This window comes from Phragmitibacter flavus (assembly GCF_005780165.1).
GTDB classification, from domain to species: domain Bacteria; phylum Verrucomicrobiota; class Verrucomicrobiia; order Verrucomicrobiales; family Verrucomicrobiaceae; genus Phragmitibacter; species Phragmitibacter flavus.
In genome coordinates, this window is sequence record NZ_VAUV01000006.1 from 250,701 (window position 1) to 271,416 (window position 20,716).

Consider the following 20,716-nt stretch of genomic DNA (forward strand, 5'->3'; position numbering starts at 1 on the left):
ATCAAGCCCTTGAGGATCGTGGGAACAGTGGTATCCACCTATTCTTTAGCACTTTTTGATGAATCAATGACAACGAATTGTTCGGAACATTGGAGTATGTCACAACTGAACAGCCAGTTTCTTTGTAGCCGAAAGGTTCTTTTATACCATGCGATGACACCAATCTATTCGCCAAATCCTCCATTTCATTTCTCTGTTCCCAAGTGTTTTCAGATTCACCATTTGCCCCAAGCAGATTATCGGGACCAATTTCTACAACCGGAGATGCCGTGAGAAGACTTGGATAGTCATCAATCATTTCATTCAGAACAATCATTCCTGGCCCACAAATAATCAATGGAACAACGAGAATCTGAATATCAAGTCGTTGCGCGGCCCACTTTACTGCAGATTTCATCTGAGTTCCGCTGCCCACAAAGTCTTCCAACAGCACAAGGCGTTTGAGTGGCCTTTCCCTTCTTGGTCCCCGGTCTGGCTTTTTCATGAATCCTTTTAAGTTATCCAATAGAGTTTGGTCTGGAGCAAGATTGATTGGATTTAGCATTGCTAGAGTTGAAAAGCTCGGACGATGTTCAATGCCACTAATATGATTTGCGTGATAAAACTCGTTAATACCCATGCTGTCGGTTATTGGGCAATACCAAGTATGCCTTTTAAGTTCACGTTCTAATTTCCTGGAGAAATGAGGATCACTAAATCGCAGTCCTGCTTGCGTAATTACCCATCTAGTGATGGGACCACAAAAAGCCGCTCTGTATAGAGAAATAAAATCTTGATGAGAAAAAAAGCTGATTCTCTGAGCGTATTCTAATAGTAATTTTTGATCCTCGGAACTATCGACATTTCCAATCCATGAAGCTAATCGATCTAGAAATCCGATTTCAAAAGCAGCGCTCTCGGCTGGAACATAGTTACACCACTCATGTTTGCCTAGAAACTCCAGCCGATTAAGGATTTCTAAATATTTCGATGTGAGTTCGATGTTATCGCCGATATACCCAGCATCCCATTCCCCGACGGCATCTCTTAGTGCATTAATTTTCATAATCAATTACCAAGTAAGCGTTTTGCCAATTTGGCAGCAAGACAACCAAGTGGAGGTGGAACGGCATTTCCAATAAGCCGGTATTGCGCCTGCTCTCCTCCGCTAAAAACATAGGAATCGGGGAAACCCTGGATCCGAGCCGCTTCACGCACCGAGAACCCCCTCTGCTTCGATGGATGCAGGAAATATCGTGGCGATCCGAAGCGCGTATCCACTGTGTAGCTCGGCTTATCCCAAGCCAATCTGCGATATTTTCCATTGAAGGTTCCAACTAGGTCCACGGTGTCAGCGATTCTCCGCAGATAACCTTTTTCGATTAACCCTTCCAAAAGTTGATGAAACGTTTCTCCAAGTGCTGCCTCTAGTCGTTTTATGGATACAGGGTCAGCATCGCCATAACTCCGCGCGCGCTCCTGCCTCCGAAGCCGCCTAAGCAGTTCCAGAACAGTGCGCTCGTGTTGCGTAACACTTCCAAATACCTCCGGTATATCCCAAGTTGCTACAGCGTTCTCACCACCACGGACATTCGAAAGTTTTTGTCCCTGTAAGATGCGCTTTGCAATCAATGCATCCCGTCCGCCAGGATCAAGCTGAATGGGATTGTGATTCTTTTCCTTGTAGGCACCTGTAAGGACCGTTCGGAGATCGCCAGCCGCCTTATTGTCTATCTCGAAATCACCATCCCTTTTAGTCCTCCAGGCTATGAACAGAACTCGACGTCTTAACTGTGCCATTCCAAGATCTGCGGTCTGACATCGAATAGTTTTCGTCAGATACCCTGCATCCTTCATCATTCCGTCCAATGCATTGAAATACTTTACATGTTCCCCGGAGAGGGCGCCAGACACGTTCTCAACCACCAGAACTTTAGGGGAGATTCTAAGCGCTAGCGTTCCAGTTAGGGTGAGGAGATGGTTCCGCTTATCATCCACAAGCCGCTTTCCGGCGGTAGAGAAACCTTGGCATGGTGGCCCCGCGATCAGGACGTCAACATTTCGAAGGTTTCGTTCATGTGGGATTCCATTAGTTAAATCTGTTCGATAGATCTCCCCACATACGTTAGATTCAAAATTTTTCACAGCCTCATGATCAAGATCATATGCACCTTTAGGGCGAAATCCGCTGGAAGTGAAGCCGAGGTCAAAGCCTCCGCATCCTGAAAAAAGGCTAGCGAATGTCATACATCCTTTCGTCATACCAACGCGAATAAGCACTGATGATTGGTTTCTTGAAAACCTTGCTGAGGAGCCACCATTCCCCCTCCAGCACGCCGTTCCCCAATTCCTTGATAATGAATGGCTGATTCGCTAACAAGATGTCTGCGGGGAACTCCGGGAGCTGGTCCCGGGTGACAGTGTCCGCCGGTTGCTTGCCAAAGTCGATTCCGCAAATTGCCATGTTTATCGCCGCCAACCGCCGAGTAATAGGACCGCTTTCCTTCCCGTAAACCGCAGCATCGAGATTTGACCACAGCTTGTCTGCTGTAGTCCATAGTTTTTTTTCGAGCTCACCGATGAAAGCTTGTGAATTAGAAGACTGCATTGGGGGGAATATTACAATGCTATATCTAGATTAGTTTGCCAACTGTGACCACCCCATTTTTTCCGGAGCTAGATCAATACATTTGAAGAGCCTGTCCCCAGAAGGGTTGGACGCTTGGACATCGCTTCTCTCTTCGGCGATTCGTCAAAATGCATGTAGTTCGCGCCCACCCCCTCATTTTCGTGGCCTAGAGGCTAGGCAGAAGGACGGACAAATCGAATGCCCATAATACGGCCAGCTTTCCAGAACCACACCCCGACCCAGAATTACCGCGATTGTTTGGGCTGCGCCCAGGCGGGGGTGCCGAACCATTGGTGCATCTCTCCTGCAAAGGGGGCGACGACTTCAGGGGCTTCGGGAACGGCTCCACGGTCGCCCGTTTCGACCATCCAGACATCCAGGGCCGCACGCAGACGGATCAGCGCCTCGCGATGAGCGGGCTCTTGAGATCCTGCCAGATTCTTTACCTCATGCGGATCTGCATCGGTATCATAGAGCTCCTCACAGGGGCCGCTGCGCTGCATGAGTTCCAGCGCGGGTCCGGTGAGCTTGCCCTGGGCGTGCAGGTCTCTCATGACCGGCATGATGGCAAAACACTTTTCCTTGTATCGATTCAGGGAGGCAAAGGTCGGACCGCTGGAGATGGTGCGGATGTAATGATAACGCTCTTCGTGAACCGAGCGAATGCGCTGCTGGGTCTCATCAATGCGGTCTCTGGCGGCGAAGGCAAAGGTTCGGGGAGTTTCGGCGTGGTCACCTAAAAAGACGCGGCCCTGCATCAAGGCAGGTTTTGGCAATCCTGCCAGGGCCAGCGTGGTCGCCGTGACATCAATCAGGCTGAGAATGCGCTCATCGACGGTCCCGGGTTTGATCTGGGCCGGGGCAGGAAAGTTCTTTGGCCATTTGATGATCATGGGCACGCGCAGGCCGTTGTCATAACACCAGTGAATGCCGCGCGGCTCCAACTGGCCGTTGTCACCGAAGAAAATGATGATGGTATCATCTTCGAGACCATCGGCACGCAACTGGGCCAGCACCTTGCCAAAGCGAAGATCCATCCCGGAGACGGAGTTTAAATATCGCGCCCACTCCTGCCTTACGACCGGGTGATCAGGATAATAAGGCGGGGGCGTCACGGTGTCCGGTTTGGCGTGCTGGACATGGATGCGCTCGCCCACCCATTCGACCCTTTCTTTTTCCGCACTCTTGCGGTCGTAGATGTCATACTCGTTTTCCTCGGCATTCACGACGGCGAAAAAAGGCTGGCGGTTCTTCACCGATTCCCATGCGCCGGAACCTTCATGATAGATGGGGCCTTCGTTGACATAATTGAGGTCCAGCTTGCCTGTGCCCACCGTGTCCTGCCCGACGGTTTTGATGTTGGCGGTGTAGTAGCCTGCGTCCTTGAGACGGTGGGTGACAGGCCTGACTCCTTCAGGAAGTTTGAAGTCATCATCGCGATGAGCTCGCATGGGATGCGTGTCCGTCGTGGTCTGATACATGCCCGCAAAGAAAGCCGAACGGCTGGGCGCACAGGCCGGGTTGGTGGCAAACACCCGTGTGTAACGCACGCCCTCTGCGGCCAGCGCGTCCAGGTTGGGTGTGTGGACATTCTTGGCGCCATAACATCCGAGGTCATGCGAGAGATTTTCCCCAATGAGCCAGAGGATGTTGGGCCGGCGCACGCTGTCGCTGTTGCTGTCTCTGTTGCTGTCGCGGTCAGCAGCAGTTGAGGCCAAGGGCAGCATCACGCTGAATCCGAGCGATAAAATGAATCGTCTGTTCATGGTGTCATTAACGGATGTTTTTCAGTTCTTCCTCCAACGGATTGCGGAGTTCGGCCAGCCTGGCCTGCTGCGCAGTGTCATGGGTGAGATTTTGATCAAGCTTCTGCTACTTTTGCAACTTGATTTCGAGTCTAGCACACACGCCTCAACACATGTCGGTGCTCTCTCATTTCGCATGACCAGCCGCTCGGTTAACCAGCCATTCCCCACCGTCGTGTTCGGCTTCAACCCGTTCGCCAGCAACACCAGATCTCCTGCCCAAGTGCCAGCGCCCTTGCCGCTTCCTTAAGTGGGGCCGGGGTCGGTCCGCGTTTTGCAACATTTGGAAGCTTTGTCCTGAAATGAAAAATGGGGCTGGGCGAGAGAAGCCTCAAAATCAAGCCAACCCCAAACCCCCGATATCCCCCCCTTTTAACCCAGTAACCCGGCTTCAAACTACCGCGCTATCCACGGAGGTGAGCTCCAGCACCTGAATGAAGGCGTCCACGCCATCACCTGCCCAGACGCAAGTGCGAGACTTGAACAATCCGACAACGAGCGTAACTTGGAAACATGATCGACCGCATCACCTTCAACGCCAATCAATGTGGCGGACGGCCTTGCATACGAGGCATGCGCATTCGTGTCAAGGATGTGCTCGACTTGCTTGCTGCGGGCGTGTCTGAGAAGGAAATCCTCGAAGATTACCCGTATTTGGAATCTGAAGACATCAGGGCCTCTCTGGAATACGCCGCCAGCGAAATCGACCACCCTGTATTACTCGTCCGTTAGTCCATGTGATTCCTGATCGATGCGCAGTTGCCTCGGCGTTGAGCCGGTTGCTCAGCGCCAGTGGATATGCATCCGATCACGTGGCTGACCTTGGGATGAGGGATGCAGATGACGCATCTGTTTGGGCTTACGCCCTTGAGCACGGCGCGGCAATCATCACCAAAGACGAAGATTTCTCTCTACGTTTGCGCCAGAGCGGCACGGGCCCCGCCATTGTCTGGCTGCGCATTGGCAACACCAGCCGACGGGCACTCCTGAATTGGTTCGAGCCGCTGCTCCCACAGATTATCCAGCTTATTCAGCAAGGCGATCAGCTCATTGAGGTTCGCTAAAAAGCCTCCATCATTTAGCCGATTAAAGCGTTCACCATAGCGGTTAATGAACTCCGGCCTCGATTTTGTGTTCGCCATGGTGTTGTGTTCGCCATGGTGGTTTGGGGACAGCACCACGGAACCATTCTCAAAACAAATGGCGGACAGGGAGGGATTCGAACCCTCGGAACCCTTACGAGTTCACACACTTTCCAGGCGTGCCCGTTCGACCACTCTGGCACCTGTCCTAATTTTCCCGGTTTGACGGGCCGATAAGATGGACCGCCCGGGACGGGTTGCAAGTGTTTTTACGCGGGGCGTCAATGACAACCACAACCGGTGCCACAACTGCCTCCGCTGCTGACGGCGGCGACCGGTGTCGACATGCCCATCAATCCGGCTCCTCCCATGATGACGCGGCGCACGGGTTCGCCGGTTTCGGGGTGTTGGGTCAAGGCTGCGTCTTTCATGCTCTGCTTCCACTCAAACCGACGGCTGATTTCGCCTTCTTGCTGGGGAACGGTCTCGTAAACATAGGTCGCCATTTGGATGTTTTAGCAGATTTTTGTGAGGCTTCAACTCGACTCAACTCAAGCGGTGGGAGAAGGAGCAGACTCAATGACCGTTCCGCTCAGGGTGATCTGCCCTTGCACCAGCAAGGTGTCGCCCACTTTCACGGTGCCTGCGGCCAACACCAGTCCGCCCATGCGGCCTTGAACTTCGGCTTCGATGACCAGTTCATCGCCTGGGGCTGCTGCGCCCAACACCTTGATGGCCCGCATGGCGGTCAGTCGCATGTCCGTCATGGCGGGAATCTCGGGATCGGTCTGCGCCGCCACCCCGGCCACCTGAGCGAGAGCCTCAACCATCAACACCGCCGGCATGATCGGCATCCCGGGAAAATGTCCTGCCAGGAAATGTTCGTCGCCGCGCAACTGATAGACTCCGACTGCCCGTTGGCCGGGATCGAGTTCCTTCAAAAAATCCACAAACCGAAATTCAGGCCCATGGGGCAAAGATTGAAGGGCAGCAGTGAGCGAAGCGTCAGGCATGGACATGGGCATGGGCATGGAAGGATGTGGAGAGAGTCATGGTCCACGTCAAGGAGCAATGAAATGACCAGTGCCCAATGACCAATGTCCAAAGAAATGACCAAGGAACAATGAGCAATGTCCAAGGACCTTCCGGACTGCAAGGAGCGGCGGTCTCCTGCCCGCCGATGGTTTGGGGAAATTGGCTGGGGCAATGACGGCGGCCAGGAGGGCGCCGCTCCTTGATGCACAAAACCAAGAACGAAGAACCAAGAACCAAGAACTAGGAACCTCCCTTCACTTTTCACTTTTCACTTTTCACTTTGCAATTCAAACCCCGTCGTATCCACGGCAAACACACTCGCGGGGATCTTCGCATTCAAACGCTGACTGCGGACATGCGTCGCGAGGCTCGATTTGTCGCGCATCACCAACACCAGGCTCACCAAGGTTCCTTTCTCCACATCCAATGTCATCTCGATCTGGCGGACAAACACGGAGGCTTTGCGGTCCTTCAGGCCCAGATCGAATTTCCAGACGGATGCCGATTGATCTTTGCCGACACGTTCGGCATCTTTGATGTCAAAACGCTCCTCAAAATCAGCGAGGTTGGGCGATTGCATCGACTGCAACATGGCAAATCCCTGTCCGCGACCGGCTTTCTCCTCCTCCAGCAACGCTTCCTTGCTCCACACATTGGCGGTTTTCTTTTTCCCATCCAGCACGGTCACTTGCCCGTCTTGGTTGCGCACCACGGTGGTGATCGGAGGTTCGCCCACCTGCCAGCGAAACAGGCCGGACTTGTCCATCCAGATCTTGCCGCTTTTACGCAAGGGCACCTTCACCGTGCTGAGCAATCGTAGTTGCTCGAACTCCGCCTCCACGGACTCGACCTTCTCGGCCGCCTTCATCCATTGCTGCAAAACGGCGCGGGCCTCTTCCTGCGTCGCGGCTTGAATGGGATTCGTGGGACCAAGACCAATTGCGGTCAGACAGGTGATCGACGCGAGAATGGCAAAAGACGAAAGACGGCGCGGGAAAGGCATTGGTCATTGTGCCTCCGATCCGACCATTCATCAAGGCGCGTCGCACCCACAAAAAAATCGCAGCAGGCCGGAACCTGCTGCGATTGAATGAATACTCGTGGTGCGCCTAACTACGCCTCCTTGTGATCAATACTGACCGGCTTGTAGCCGCCGATCATTTTGAAATACAACATGAGCAACAGGTAGATCACTGCCATGGCGGCAGGAATGAACGAGTCGGCTTTCAGCGTTTTGCGGTCACCTGCAATGCTGGCCTCAACCACGGCGGTTTGTTCCGGGGTCTTGGGCTCGGCAGCAAGGGCTCCTGCGAGCTTCGTGCCGTCCAGTCCGTTCACCGGTTCCAGGAAGAGGAAGGAACTGGCGGTTTCTGCCTTGTATTGCTGGTAGATGGCGGGGTTGTTCGACTCAAGCGCTTCCGCAGCGAAGCGGTCCTTGGCATAACCAAGACCGGCCGAACCAAGGAGACCAGCGGACATCATGCCGCAACCACCCATGACGGACATCGCGATGGCTCCGGAGCGTGGGAAGCGGTCACCCACAACGGCGAGCATCGTTGGCCAGAAGAAGGTCTTGCCGATGGCATAAACCGAAAGGGCAAGAAGCGCACCGATGAAGGTGGTCACTCCGCTGACCATGTTCAGACCGACGACGGCGAAGACCGAGCAAATAAGCAACAGGCCGATGGGGGAGATTTTGAGGTTCTTCTCGATGAAGTGAGCGCAGAATCGCAGGATGAACATCAGCAGGGAGGTGAAGACAAAGAGGATTTTGCCTTGATCAGGAGTGAGGATGTTGCCGGTGATGTTCTGAATCCAGCCATCCGTGCCCAGCTCAACCGCGCCAACCAGAACGTGGGCGATGAACAGGACAAACAGGAGGAAGGAGCCGATGGAGAACTTCGTCATGACGCCGACCACGATCAGCAAAACGCCACCGATGGCAAAGGCAGCGCCGGTAGGCAGGCCGAGCGGCCCTTCGAAAAACAGCACCAGCAAGTAGCAGGCGATGGCCGAACCGAGCAGACCCACGTCTTTCAACATCTCACCCGTGCTGAGGCCTTTGGCGGAAGCTTCCGATTTGGGGAAGGACTGCCCCATGAAGAAGATGCCGTAAATGACGGTGGGAACGAGGAAGAGACCAAGCTGGATTTTCCAGCTCACATTCATGCCTTCGGGGTTGCCGAGGGTCCAGCCGATCAAGCCACCCACCACCATGCCCAAAGGCCAGCTGGCGTGCAGGATGTTCAAATAGTGCGTGCGATTTTTCGGGAACAGGGTGGAGACCAGCGGGTTTGCCACGGCTTCCAAGGTGCCGTTCGCCAGGGCGAACACAAAGGTGCCCCAGTAGAGCAGATTGTAGGCGAGCTGTTGGGACTGCCCCTCGGTAGCACCGAAAGTAATGAAGGCAGAGAGCACGTGAAAGAAGAAGGCCGCAAACACCAGCTTGCCGTAGCCGATCTTGTCCACCACGACCCCGCCGATGATGATGCCGAAGCAGAAGCCGATGAAGCCGGCCCCTCCGATGGCTCCGAGCTGTCCGCCCGTAAAACCGAACTCAGCACCCCAGTTGGCGAGGATGCCTCCTCGAATGCCAAAGCCTACGCCAGCCGCGAGGATGGCCATGAATCCTGCCCAAAGCAGGCGTTTTGCGTTGGGGGCGATACCTTCGTCGCTGCTCATTGTATTTGTATTGATGGTGTTAGTATTTTGAGGTGATAAGGTGCGGGGGTGGGAAGAACCTACCCCGGCGGAAGGCCGTTTTTATCAGAAAGTTCAGCATGAACAAGAAAAAACTGGGGAAACCCCCCATGTCATCGCTGAAGAACCTCTTTATTGGCTGCCATTCAGGCCACTGACGCAAGTCCCTCATTTGTTCCTTTGCAAAAAAACAGGGTGTTCAAATCTGACCGAATACGATAGCCTTTCACTCACGCTCCTATGAACTCGCCACGCTTTGTCCTCACTCCCGCCCTTGCACTGGTCATGCTGGGATGCCTTACGCCAGCGTTGAAAGCCGCCACGTTCACCTGGACCGACACCACCGGCGGCACCAAAAACTGGAACGACGCCACCGCCCCGACCAACGTTTGGGGCCAGCCCGGCACCTTTCCCAATGCGATCGACGACATTGCCAACGTCACCGCCAACATCACCGCCGCCACCCTCATCAACCTCAACGTGCCCATTACCATCGGCACCCTCAACATCGGCGACTCCGGCACCACCAACGCCGCCTACACCATCGCAGCAGGCACTGCGGGCAACCTCATTTTCGACGTCACCGCCGGCAACGCCGCCATTACCCAAAACTCTGCCAGCTTCGGCGACACGATCTCGGCCAACATCACGCTCAACGACAACCTTCTCGTCACCAACAACGGCGCCACCGGAGCCGTGGCCTCCCAACGCAACCTCACCATCAGCGGCAACATCTCCACCGGCATCGGCACCACCGAATTCGCCAAAGCAGGCGGCGGCACCGTCATTCTCAGCGGCACCAACACCTACAACGGCGCCACCCGCATCACCGCCGGTGCCCTTCGGGTCAGTTCCGCTGCCTCCCTCTCCGCCAACAGCAACCTCAACCTCGCGGGCGGCATTCTCGAACTCAACCACACCACTGCTTTCACCCACGGCCTTGGCACCGGTGCAGGGCAGGTCCAGTTCACCGCCACCAACAGCGGCTTCTCCGCCGTCAATGCCACCCGCACCGTCAACATCGGCGGCAACGTCACCCCCGACACCCTCACCTGGGCCAGCGGCGGATTCATCGGCACCGGTCAAAACCTTCAATTTGGCTCCAACACCGCCGACCAGACCGTCATTTTCTCCAACGCCATCGAACTCGCCATCGGCACCTCCACCGCCGCCACGCGCACCGTCAACCTGACTGCCGGACTCAACGCCACCTCCGAAGTGCGCTTCACCAACGTCATCAGCAACACCACCGGAACCACCGGCGGAACCCTCACCTTTCAAGGAGGTGGACACGCTGAACTCACCGCTGCCAACACCTACGACGCCGCCACCCAGGTCAGCGGCAACTCCACCCTGCGGATCACCAACCTGCAAAACGGCGGCACCGCCAGCAGTCTCGGTGCCTCCTCCAACGCGGCCAACAACCTGCGTCTGCATGGCGGTTTCGTTGAATACAACGGTGCCACGACCCCCGGCAGCACCGACCGCAATTTTTCCCTCAACAACGCCGGAGGCGGCATCAGCAACACCTCCGCCACCGCCAACACGGTCACCTGGACCGGCTCCGCCACCATGACGGCCACCGGCAACCGCACCTTCACTCTCGGCGGCAACAACACGGGCAACAACACCTTCAGCGGCGGTGGACTCGCCGACGCCGGTGGCACCACCACGCTCGACAAAACCGGCACCGGCACCTGGATCGTCGGCGGCACCAATACCAACTCCGTCGTGCGGGTTCGTGAAGGCACCCTCGCCGCCACGGGAGGCACCGCCATCTCCGACACCGCCACCGTCAACGTGCTCGGCAACACCGGTGTCAACGCCACCTTTCGACTCGACTCCAGCGAAACCATTGGTGCCCTCGCCGGCAACGGCAATGTCAACGTCCAGGGCAACACCCTTACCATCACCACCAATGCCAACACCGCTTTTAACGGTTCCTTCGCCAGCAGCGCCGGCGGCAAAATCGTCAAAACCGGCACCGGCATCATGGAACTTGGCGGCACCAGCACCGGCGTCGTCAGCACCGAATTCCAGGCCGGCACCGTCATCCTGCGCAATCCCAATGCCCTCGGTGCCACCGGCAGCAACGCTCGCTTCGGCGACGGCACCACCATCCAGTTCGACAACCAGGGATTTCTCTCCAAACGTGCCACCAATGCCGCGCTGGGCAACACTGCCCTAGCCCCTGCCATCGGCCAGGCCGGGACTTTCGTCAGCCTGCGTCCCGACCACGCCTTCACCAACGACGCCGTCATCTTCGGCGAAAACACCGCCTGGCTGACCACTGGCATCATGGTGCAGGCCTCCGCTGCCGGTTCCTGGACTTTCGGAGAACATCACGATGATGCCGTCCGACTCTACATCAACGGCAACACCATTCTCAACAACGGCACCTGGAACAATTTCACCGGCGTCAGCGGCACGGTTTCCAACAACAACGGTGTCAACACCGCCGTCACCACCAACACCACTGTTGGCGTGGGCACCGTCATCCAGTTCCACCTCCAAAACGGCGGTGGCGGTGTCGGACCCGTCAACGCAAACGGCATCAACTGGACCTTCAACCCCACCACCAACCGCTTCGGCATCGGCTACGCCACCACCGACCTCGCCACTGGCGGAGCCCTCAACACCGCCCAGTCCGCCTACACCGGCTTCGAAGAAACCGCCTCGACCGCAGATACCACGCGCTGGAAAGCCTACACCAACGCCGTCATTGCCAACGATTTTGAACTCGCCGGTGCCGTGACCTTCGACACCGAGGGCATGAATGCCGACCGCGTCATCGTCAATGGGGTTGTCAAAAACGGCACTGGCAACGGCGAGACGGGCAGCCTCATCAAAACGGGTGCCAACGCTCTCGAACTCACCAACTCCAACACTTACATCGGCAGCACCCTCATCAACGAAGGCCGGCTGGTCGCTTCCAATACCACCGGCAGCGCCACCGGCTTCGGTCAGGTCCTCGTCGAAGCCGCCGCCGGACTCGCCGGCAATGGTCGTATCGAAACCTCTGCCGGTAACGACATTCACCTTAAGGCCGGCGCTTTTCTCATCGTCGGCGACCCATTCACTGATCTCTCCCCCGACACCCTCACCTTCGCGCTTGGCAGCGGCGGCGAATTCCTCTCCGACGGCATCATTCAAATGCAGATCGGCACCGACGGACTCGGCGCTCCCAACACCAATGCCGACAAGCTCGTCGTCAACGGAGCCGCCCTCCTCACCGGGACCCTTGACGTTTCCACCTTCATCGCCGGTCAGATTTTTGCCGAAGGCGACACCTGGGACATTTTCGACTGGAACGGCACGGTCACCGGCTCCTTCGCCAGCATCGTTCTTCCATCACTCACTGCCTATCCTCTGCTCGCCTGGAACACCAGCGACCTCTACAATGGGGGCTCCATCAGTCTGTCCGCCGTGCCTGAACCCACCCGTGCGTTGCTGCTGATTGCGGCCGTTGCGGCAGCGTTTTTCAATCGACGCCGCAGCCGCTGAGTGATCTCGATTGTGAATACCAAAGTAGAAGGCTCGTCTCGAGCCTTGGCAAAAAAAGACAAGGGCCGGGACGGCCCTTCTACTTTTAATGATCAATCAGTTCACTCATGAATCGCCACCGGCTTGTAACCGCCGCGAGACTTGAAGTAAAAGAACATCACCAGATAGCAAATCAGCATGAACGCGGGCAGGATCGCGATCGCCGTGAACATGCCCCTTTTGCTGGTGGCCTGCGCATCCGTCAGCACCGCCTGATCCTCGGCACCCAGCACCGCCACCTTGTCTTGATTTAGGCTCGGTGCTTCGCCAAAGATGCTGCCCTTCGGCTCGCCCACGATCTTTTCATACAAGGCGGGCTGCTCCTTCGCCAGCTGCTTGTCGAGGATGACGTCCTGCTGATAACCGATCAGCGGACTCCCCAACACGCCCAAAAACAACACCCCCACTGCGGACACTCCGTTCAACGTCAGCGCCCCGCCTTTCGGAAACTGCTCGCTCACCAATCCCAACGTCGTGCTCCATAAGAAAGCCTTGCCAAAGGCATACACCGTGGCGGCAGCAATGATCACATAACCCGTGGCTTTCGACAGGAACAGCAGCCCCAAAATGGCAACAACCGTTCCCACCACCAGAAGCCCAATTGGCGAAAACTTGTGCACGATCGGCCCTGCATAAAAACGCAGCACCGTCATCACCACTGACGTGTAGATGAACACCCAGGTCGCAAAGCTCACCAGTTGCTCACCCGACATCCCGGCAGGACCCGACAACTTCAACAACTCCGGCATCCATCCATCCGTGCCCAGCTCTGTTGTCGCCAGCGGTCCGATCGTGATCAGCACAAAGATGAACAGCCAGTTGCCCAACGATTTGGTGAGAAAACCCACCACCACGGCAACCACACCCGCAATGCCAAACACCAATCCCCAGGACGCCTCCTGATTCATCATCTGCGAAACCGCCGGAACCGTCAGTGCCGTCAGAATAAAAAAGCCCACGGCCCCCACCTCGCGCAGCATGTCCAGATAACTCACCCCCGCCGCCACCCGTTCATTCAATGGGAACACCCGCGGAATAATCAACAACGCATAAATCACCAAGGGCACAAAACACATGCCATACTTGAACTGCCACGTTTGCGACTGGAACATCACCGTCGCCAGCGCGCCCAAGGCCATTCCCGCCGGCCAGCCCGCATGCAGAATATTGAGCCATTTGGCCTTCTCACGATGGAACATCGTCGCCACCACCGGATTCACAAAAGCCTCCACCGTGCCGTTCGCCACCGCGATCAGCAACGTCGCCCAATACAGCGATTCATAACTGTTCGCCCGTAAGGTCAGCAGCAACGAGATGGTATGACAGGTGATCGCAAACAGCGCCACCAGCTTGTAGCCAATTCGATCCACCACCAGACTGAAGAAGATGATGCTCAGCGCAAACGGCCACATCCCCGCTCCGCTGATGTTGCCCTTCTGGGCTTCAGACAAACCAAGGTCTCCCTGGATCTGACCCAGCGTGTTCGCCCTCACCGCAAACACAAAAGAGGTGGCCACCAGCGCAATAAAACACGCCCAAAACAATTTCATGTCCGGCTTTTGCCCGGCGGAATTCTGATTCGCGGTCATAGATACAGATAAGTATAAAAAAGAATGCGTCCCCTCAACGACGTGAGGAGACGCATTCCATCAAAACCGCGCGCCAGGCGCAATGCTTTTTTCGATGCCGGGTCGGCAACAGCCCTGCCAGACTATTTCCTGAACAAACGGAAGATCAACAACAGCACAAACGATCCCGCCGTGGCGACACCAAAATTGTTCCAGTTCACGATGCTCGAACTGGTGAGGTCGAATCCGAAAAATTCACGTCCGATAAATCCGCCCAGCAAAGCTCCGGCAATGCCGATCACACTGGTGACCAGACACCCGCCACGATCTCTTCCCGGCATCAAAAACTTCGCCACGGCTCCGGCCAAAAGACCAAGCACCATCCAAGCAAGAACATTGTAAATCATAGAGACTGAACAGGAGGGGTTGAGACGGCTGCTGCCGCGCGAGAACCGTCGTTGTTACGTCGTTTCCGTCAACATCAAATTCCCACGATTGTGACGGAAAAACCGATGCCCGGCGCGCTGGTCCAGCCGACCTGATTGGCTCAATCTCAATAGTAGCTGCGGCGTGCGCTGCGACGGTAATAACGCTCGTTGCGTTGGTCCTGCGCTCCACCGATCACGTTACCGCCGATGGCCCCTGCGCCCGCTCCAATGGCGGCCCCTTCAAGGCCGCGGCCACTTTGGTGTCCGATGATGCCACCTGCAGCTGCACCACCCAAGGCACCGATCACGGTTCCGGTTCGGGCGTTGGGACCTGAAGAGCAGGAAGCAAATGAGAAAGCAGCCGTGAGGCTGACGGCGAGAAGGGTGATTTGTTTTTTCATGGTGTTCATAATAGATTCGGGGTTCGCGAAAGAGTTGGACGCACAGGCACCCATTTTCTTCAACCCGACCCTTGCCATCGCTGCCGTATCAAGGCTCATTGCCCCTCCCGTCCGTTCTCCTTTAACGATCCCACCTTCATTCATGTCCGCCGAATCACTGCCACTCGACCGCCGGTTGAGACAGGAAATCCTTTTTGCCCGCGAACGCGTTTACCGCTTCGGCCAGCCCACTCCCCTCGAACGCCTCATCCTTCCCGGACCCGAACCCGCTCCGGAGATCTGGGTCAAACGCGAAGACTGCGCGTCCGTGAAATCCTACAAGTGGCGCGGTGCCTGCAACTTCATGGCCTCGCTCGCCCCCGAGCAAACCGCCTGCGGTGTCGTCACCGCCTCCGCCGGCAACCATGCCCAGGGCGTCGCCCTCGTCGCCCAGGCGTTGGGCATCCGCGCACGGGTTTACATGCCGCGCTCCACCCCGCGAGTCAAACAACAGGCCGTGCGTCACCATGGCGGCGAATGGGTGGAGATCATTCTCAGCGGCGACAGCTACGACGAAGCCGTCACCGCCGCGCGGGCCGACGAAGCAAGCACCGGCAGCCTCTACGTCCAGGCCTACGACGACCTCAAAGTCATGGCCGGTCAGGGCACCCTCGCCGATGAAGTCGTCCTCTCTGGACACGGACCCTTCGATGCCGCATTGCTGCAAATCGGCGGTGGTGGCATGGCTGCTGGCGTCTCCACCTGGCTCAAAACCTACTGGCCCAACATCGAAATCATCGGCGTCGAAGGCAACGGACAAAACTCCATGCAGGTCGCTCTCGAACAAGGCCACCCCGTCGCGCTCGATCGTGTCGACATCTTCTGCGACGGCACCGCAGTCCGCAAAGCAGGCGAACTTCCATTCGAAATCTGCCGCGACACCATCGACCGCATGGAGCTCGTGACCAACGCCGAGGTCAGCCATGCGATCCGCGTGCTCTGGGAAACCTTGCGCTGCATCTCCGAGCCCTCTGGAGCCATGGGACTCGCCGCCGTCATCAAAAACCGCGCCGCGCTAGCTGGCAAACGTGTTTTGATCGTCCTTTCCGGAGCCAACATCGACTTCCGCCAGCTCGGCCTCATTGCCCAGACCGATGGCGATACCCACACCCGCACCCTGCGCGTTCGCATCCCTGAACAAGCCGGGTCCATGCTCGCGCTCATCGATCGCTGTTTTGCCGGACTCAACATCAACGACTTCCAATACGGCAAACTCAACGCCGAAGAAGCCTGGCCCATCTTCACCATCAGTGCCGACAAGCCCGAAGTCCTGCAATGCCTCCCCGCCGTGCTCGACGCCGCCGGGTATCAGTGGCAGGACCTCACCAACGCCATCGACGTGACCTTCCGCGCCATTCCCCTTCGCGGCGACCTCCTGCAAAGCCCCGCCTTCCTGCGTCTCGACTTCTACGAACGCACCGGCGCGCTCCACGACTTTCTCAGCCAGTTGGTGCGCGACCACGCCAGCATTTGTTACTTCAACTACCGCCAGACCGGCGAACGCATCGGACGCGCCCTGCTCGGCCTCGACTTCAATTCCGCCACCCAACGCGACCACTTCCTCTCCACCATTCCCGAACAAGGCGAAGGTTATCGCAGCTGCAAACGCATCGACCAGGATGCCTTGGAACGACTGATTGGCCGGTAATTAATTTCCAGTCAGGGCTCTTTCGAGATCACGAGCGACGATCTTGCGCTCATCTTCGTGACGACCAATCATTCGCTCCAAAAAAATCGGGTCAGTCCGGAATGATCTTACACCCGACGCCCTCATCTCCTGTTCGTGTTTGAGTTCAAATTGAAGCCCCAAAATTTTACCGTCAATTTCATCGAGCCGACTTTTCAGTCTCTGAACAACCCGTTCGTCAGGCACGTAGGCGGGAGGTTCCACAACCTTCGATTCGGCGTCGCTTCTCACTTGTGACTTGAACAAATAGTCAGCATAAAAATTGCGGCCACTTTCGGTCGAATAGATCCAAAGCATGCATGCCGCCAAACCGAGAAGTAGGTATTTTGCCATCCTTAGGAGCACAGTTTCATGATCCATATCATGATCGTCAAGAAGAATTGAACTGAAGTCGCTGAACTGGACGGCGTGTTCCGATGATTTGTCGCCTCGCAAGAAACCCCTTGCACCGTTCCCCGCAAAAACGTATTTTGATGCCGTCAGTATTCAAAGCCCGCAGCTTTGAGGCCGAGAGCCACCTTCATCGGTGCCCGATCGAATGCGCACAATCATCAATCAACCCAACGCGCCCAAATGCCTCGTCATCCAGTGGAACCATTCTCTGGATTGCCTCCCTGCGACTTTGATCCCCCACACGCGGCCCAAGCTTGCTGAAACCGCCTGGGGACACTGCCTGCGAAGCCCCGCCCCAAGTTGCCCCGCAGCATCTCCGACTGTTTCGGAAATGCCCGCTCCAAGTAGAGCACGCTGCGCCACCGGCCACTTCGCGACCAACCCGATACCAACTACGAAAGAACATTCCGATGAGCGAATACAACAACAACGCGGGCGACCGTCCTCAAGGACGCGGCCGCAGCAACCGCCGCCCCGGCGGTCCACGCTCCTCCTCTTCCCGCAGCTCCTCAGGCTCAGGACGTGGAGGCTTCCGCCCCAGCCGTAAACCTCCTGAACCCACCGGGTTGCAGAAGTTTCTGACCATGATCACCTTTGGCCTCTACAAACCCCAAAGCGTCGCCCAAGTCAGATCATCCTCCTCAAGCCAAACCGGCAGCAGCAACCGCGAACCCGGCCCCATCGCCCGTTCCGACCGCGATGCCCGTGACGCCGCCCGCCGCGAAGGCCGTGAAAGCCGCCGAGATGGTCGCGAGCGCGAAGGCCGTGGCGATCGTGACAGCCGCGACCGTGACCGCGAAGGCCGCCCACCCCGCAGCAGCCAGGTTTCCACCGAAGTGCTCAACGAGCGCCTTTATGTCGGCAACCTCAGCTACGATGCCACCGAAAGCGACCTCTTCGAACTCTTCGCAGGCTCCGGCAGCGTCAAAAACTCCGAAGTCGTCGTCAACAGCCGCACCCAGCGCTCCAAAGGTTTTGCCTTTGTCACCATGATGACCCTCGACGGAGCCAAAAAAGCCGTCACCGACCTCAATGGCAAAGACTTCATGGGCCGTCCTCTCATCGTCGGCGGTGCCAAACCCATGCCTCCTCGTGAAGAACGTGGCGATCGCGACCGCGGTGAACGTTCCGATCGTGACGAACGCTCCGAGCGCAGCGAACCCGAAGAACGCCGTCCTACCGACGACGAAATCGAAGAGTCCCGCGACAAAGCCGAAGAAAGCGAGTCCAGCAGCCCCCAAGCTGTCGCCTAAGATTTCGACCCTTTTACAGAAACCGCCCGTCAGCCCAGTCTGGCCGGCGGTTTTTTTTATCCTTTATCCTTCAGCCCTTAGCCTTTCCCTTGTCCCCCATCTACCTCGTCGGCCCCACCGCTTCCGGCAAGTCCGCGCTTGCTATCGCGCTGGCCAACCATCTCGACGGCGAAATCGTCAACGCCGACGCCTTCCAGCTCTACCAAGGCATGCCGATCTGCACCGCCCAGCCGAGCGCGTCCGACTTCGCCCAAGCCCCTCATCATCTTTACGCCGTCCTCCCTGCCGAACAAACCTGCGACGCCGCCCGTTATGCCGACCTCGCCCGCCCCATCATCCAGCAAATCCAGGATCGCGGCAGAACCCCCCTCATCGTCGGAGGCAGCGGTCTCTATCTGAAAGCCCTCACCCACGGCCTCAGCGATCTCCCCAGCGATCCCACCCTGCGCGAAACCCTCGCCGCCTTCACGACCGAAGAACGCGTCGCTCAACTCCTTGCTCTCGATCCCCAATCCGCCGAAACCGTCAACCTCCGCAACGACCGCTACGTCAGCCGCGCCTTGGAGATCTGTCTCCTTACCGGTCAGCCCCAATCCCAACTGCGCCAGGCGTGGAAAATCCAAAGCGCCCCCACCTTCACCGGCCTCATTCTCCAATGGCCGCGACCTGGACTCAACGACCGCATCCTCCAGCGCACCCGTGCCATGATCAGCGCCGGTCTCCTCGAAGAAATCTCCGCCCTCCCCTCTCTCTCCACCACCGCCGCCCGCGCCATCGGCATCCGCGAAGTTCAATCCCATCTTCGCGGCGAACTCACCCTCGACGAAACCATCACCGCCATCGAAATCGCCACCCGCCAATACGCCCGCCGACAGGAAAAATGGTTCCGCCGCGAATCCGGCTTCATCCCCCTTCCCGTCGACCACACCCACACCCCCGATCAAATTCTCCAAACCGCCCTCGCAGCATTGAAATTGAAATCTTGATTTCAACACCGACAATCCGACCTCCCACTTCCGCGCCACTTTTCACTTCCCACTTTTCCCTTTCTTCAATGCCCGCCTCCCACACCGTCCGCGTCGATCTCGCTGAACGCAGCTACGACATTCTCGTCGGCAAAAACCTACTCGCCCAATCCGGCCCCCTCGCCACCGACCTCCTCAATCGCAAAAAGTGCGCCGTTGTCACCGACTCCAACGTCGCCCCGCTCTACGCCCAAATCGTCCTCGACAGCCTCACCTCCGTCGGCATCACCCCCACCCTCATCACCGTTCCCGCCGGCGAACCCAGCAAAAGCATGGCCGTCGTCGAAGACATCAACCGCCAGATGCTGCGCGCCGGACTCGACCGCAAAGCCTTCCTCATCGCCCTTGGCGGAGGGGTCATCGGCGACCTCGCGGGATTCGTCGCCTCCATTTTTCTGCGCGGCATCCCCTTCATCCAAATTCCCACCACCGTCCTCTCCCAAGTCGACTCTAGCGTCGGCGGTAAAACCGGCGTCAACACCCCCGAAGGCAAAAACCTCATTGGCACCTTTTCCCAACCCGCCCTTGTCCTCGCCGACACCGCCACCCTCGCCACCCTGCCTCCCCGCGAATACCGCGAAGGATTCGCCGAGATCATCAAACACGCCGCCATTCGCGACGCCGCCATGTTTGACCTCATCACCAAAACCGCCACCGACTCAACACTGCTCCCCGACCTCATCGCCCGTAACGTCGCCATCAAAGCCCGCATCGTCGAAGCCGACGAACACGAACTCAACGGCACCCGCGCCCTCCTCAACTTCGGCCACACCCTTGGTCATGCCATCGAAGCCACCGCCGGCTACGGTCAACTCTTCCACGGCGAAGCCATCTCCCTCGGCATGATCGCCGCCACCCACCTCAGCGTCCAGCACAGCGGACTCCCCCTCAGCGACGCCGAAGAAATCTTCGCCCTCCTCAAACTCTACCAACTCCCCACCCAACTCCCTTCCTCGCTGCTCACGGACCCCATCTTGAAACACATGCAGCACGACAAAAAATTCAGCGAAGGTCAAATACGCTTCGTCCTCCTGCGCGACCTCGGCGAAGCCTTCCTCACCAAAGACCTCACCCTGGCCCACCTCACCAGCGCCCTGGAACACCTGCGCAGCTAAAATTTAGCCTTTAGCCTTCATCCTTTATCCTTTC

20 protein-coding genes and 1 tRNA gene are annotated in these 20,716 nt (G+C 57.3%); 8 read left to right on the forward strand and 13 right to left on the reverse strand.

The genetic code is table 11. The annotated features are described in order from the left end of the window. Position 1 precedes the first annotated feature (1 nt). From FEM03_RS09425 to FEM03_RS09440, 4 genes are all read right to left on the reverse strand, one after another. Complete coding sequence (locus FEM03_RS09425; RefSeq protein WP_138085955.1) at positions 2–1,045, reverse strand: phosphoribosyltransferase-like protein; 1,044 nt, start codon at positions 1,043–1,045, stop codon at positions 2–4. A gap of 2 nt (positions 1,046–1,047) precedes the next feature. Further along, positions 1,048–2,241, reverse strand: coding sequence for a DNA cytosine methyltransferase (locus tag FEM03_RS09430; RefSeq protein WP_138085956.1), 1,194 nt, complete (start codon positions 2,239–2,241; stop codon positions 1,048–1,050). After that, positions 2,213–2,587 carry an N-6 DNA methylase gene (locus FEM03_RS09435; RefSeq protein ID WP_138085957.1) on the reverse strand — a complete coding sequence of 125 codons (375 nt, stop codon included), beginning with the start codon at positions 2,585–2,587 and terminating at the stop codon, positions 2,213–2,215. The genes FEM03_RS09430 and FEM03_RS09435 overlap by 29 nt, the downstream gene beginning before the upstream one ends. Before the next feature lie 266 nt (positions 2,588–2,853). Beyond that, on the reverse strand, positions 2,854–4,374 hold the full coding sequence (locus FEM03_RS09440) for a sulfatase family protein (protein WP_138085958.1): 1,521 nt from the start codon (positions 4,372–4,374) through the stop codon (positions 2,854–2,856). On the opposite strand from FEM03_RS09440, the gene FEM03_RS09445 reads away from it, so the two are divergent. The 3 genes from FEM03_RS09445 to FEM03_RS25835 all read left to right on the forward strand — a co-directional run bounded on the left by FEM03_RS09445 (position 4,358) and on the right by FEM03_RS25835 (position 5,477). Beyond that, on the forward strand, positions 4,358–4,663 hold the full coding sequence (locus FEM03_RS09445) for a hypothetical protein (RefSeq protein WP_138085959.1): 306 nt from the start codon (positions 4,358–4,360) through the stop codon (positions 4,661–4,663). The genes FEM03_RS09440 and FEM03_RS09445 overlap by 17 nt on opposite strands. Positions 4,664–4,926: 263 nt before the next feature. After that, positions 4,927–5,145 carry a DUF433 domain-containing protein gene (locus tag FEM03_RS09450; protein WP_138085960.1) on the forward strand — a complete coding sequence of 73 codons (219 nt, stop codon included), beginning with the start codon at positions 4,927–4,929 and terminating at the stop codon, positions 5,143–5,145. Positions 5,146–5,240: 95 nt separating this feature from the next. Then, positions 5,241–5,477: a DUF5615 family PIN-like protein gene (locus tag FEM03_RS25835; protein WP_343162106.1), complete on the forward strand. Its 237-nt coding sequence runs from the start codon at positions 5,241–5,243 to the stop codon at positions 5,475–5,477. Between the two features lie 137 nt (positions 5,478–5,614). Here the strand turns inward: FEM03_RS25835 and FEM03_RS09460 are convergent. From FEM03_RS09460 to FEM03_RS09480, 5 genes are all read right to left on the reverse strand, one after another. After that, positions 5,615–5,704 (reverse strand) — tRNA-Ser (locus FEM03_RS09460). Between the two features lie 72 nt (positions 5,705–5,776). After that, positions 5,777–6,001 carry an FmdB family zinc ribbon protein gene (locus FEM03_RS09465; protein WP_138085961.1) on the reverse strand — a complete coding sequence of 75 codons (225 nt, stop codon included), beginning with the start codon at positions 5,999–6,001 and terminating at the stop codon, positions 5,777–5,779. A gap of 45 nt (positions 6,002–6,046) precedes the next feature. After that, positions 6,047–6,514, reverse strand: coding sequence for a 3-hydroxyacyl-ACP dehydratase FabZ family protein (locus tag FEM03_RS09470; protein ID WP_240772725.1), 468 nt, complete (start codon positions 6,512–6,514; stop codon positions 6,047–6,049). 284 nt (positions 6,515–6,798) lie between these two features. Beyond that, entirely contained in the window at positions 6,799–7,533 is a 735-nt protein-coding gene (locus FEM03_RS09475) for a LolA family protein (RefSeq protein ID WP_138085962.1), read from the reverse strand. Positions 7,534–7,643: 110 nt separating this feature from the next. Continuing rightward, positions 7,644–9,212 (reverse strand): MFS transporter, encoded by a 1,569-nt coding sequence (locus FEM03_RS09480; protein WP_206170942.1) that lies wholly within the window; start codon positions 9,210–9,212, stop codon positions 7,644–7,646. Between the two features lie 258 nt (positions 9,213–9,470). Between FEM03_RS09480 and FEM03_RS09485 the strand changes: the two genes are divergently transcribed. Next, positions 9,471–12,734: a beta strand repeat-containing protein gene (locus FEM03_RS09485; protein ID WP_138085963.1), complete on the forward strand. Its 3,264-nt coding sequence runs from the start codon at positions 9,471–9,473 to the stop codon at positions 12,732–12,734. 101 nt (positions 12,735–12,835) lie between these two features. Here the strand turns inward: FEM03_RS09485 and FEM03_RS09490 are convergent, their stop codons facing one another. The 3 genes from FEM03_RS09490 to FEM03_RS09500 all read right to left on the reverse strand — a co-directional run bounded on the left by FEM03_RS09490 (position 12,836) and on the right by FEM03_RS09500 (position 15,170). Then, positions 12,836–14,362 carry an MFS transporter gene (locus FEM03_RS09490; RefSeq protein ID WP_138085964.1) on the reverse strand — a complete coding sequence of 509 codons (1,527 nt, stop codon included), beginning with the start codon at positions 14,360–14,362 and terminating at the stop codon, positions 12,836–12,838. Between the two features lie 122 nt (positions 14,363–14,484). Further along, complete coding sequence (locus FEM03_RS09495; RefSeq protein ID WP_138085965.1) at positions 14,485–14,748, reverse strand: GlsB/YeaQ/YmgE family stress response membrane protein; 264 nt, start codon at positions 14,746–14,748, stop codon at positions 14,485–14,487. Between the two features lie 146 nt (positions 14,749–14,894). Next, the gene (locus FEM03_RS09500; RefSeq protein ID WP_138085966.1) at positions 14,895–15,170 is read right to left on the reverse strand and encodes a glycine zipper domain-containing protein; all 276 of its coding nucleotides are present in this window, start codon (positions 15,168–15,170) and stop codon (positions 14,895–14,897) included. Between the two features lie 142 nt (positions 15,171–15,312). On the opposite strand from FEM03_RS09500, the gene FEM03_RS09505 reads away from it, so the two are divergent. Beyond that, positions 15,313–16,857: a pyridoxal-phosphate dependent enzyme gene (locus FEM03_RS09505; RefSeq protein WP_138085967.1), complete on the forward strand. Its 1,545-nt coding sequence runs from the start codon at positions 15,313–15,315 to the stop codon at positions 16,855–16,857. Here the strand turns inward: FEM03_RS09505 and FEM03_RS09510 are convergent, their stop codons facing one another. Then, positions 16,858–17,256, reverse strand: coding sequence for a hypothetical protein (locus FEM03_RS09510; protein ID WP_138085968.1), 399 nt, complete (start codon positions 17,254–17,256; stop codon positions 16,858–16,860). 443 nt (positions 17,257–17,699) lie between these two features. Between FEM03_RS09510 and FEM03_RS09515 the strand changes: the two genes are divergently transcribed. The 3 genes from FEM03_RS09515 (at position 17,700) to aroB (ending at position 20,682) form a co-directional block, all read left to right on the forward strand. Continuing rightward, positions 17,700–18,542 (forward strand): RNA recognition motif domain-containing protein, encoded by an 843-nt coding sequence (locus FEM03_RS09515; protein WP_240772726.1) that lies wholly within the window; start codon positions 17,700–17,702, stop codon positions 18,540–18,542. An 89-nt stretch (positions 18,543–18,631) separates the two neighbouring features. Beyond that, entirely contained in the window at positions 18,632–19,528 is an 897-nt protein-coding gene (gene miaA, locus FEM03_RS09520; protein ID WP_166442748.1) for a tRNA (adenosine(37)-N6)-dimethylallyltransferase MiaA, read from the forward strand. Between the two features lie 68 nt (positions 19,529–19,596). Further along, positions 19,597–20,682, forward strand: a complete 1,086-nt coding sequence (gene aroB, locus FEM03_RS09525) for a 3-dehydroquinate synthase (protein ID WP_138085970.1) — start codon at positions 19,597–19,599, stop codon at positions 20,680–20,682. Positions 20,683–20,716: the final 34 nt, after the last annotated feature.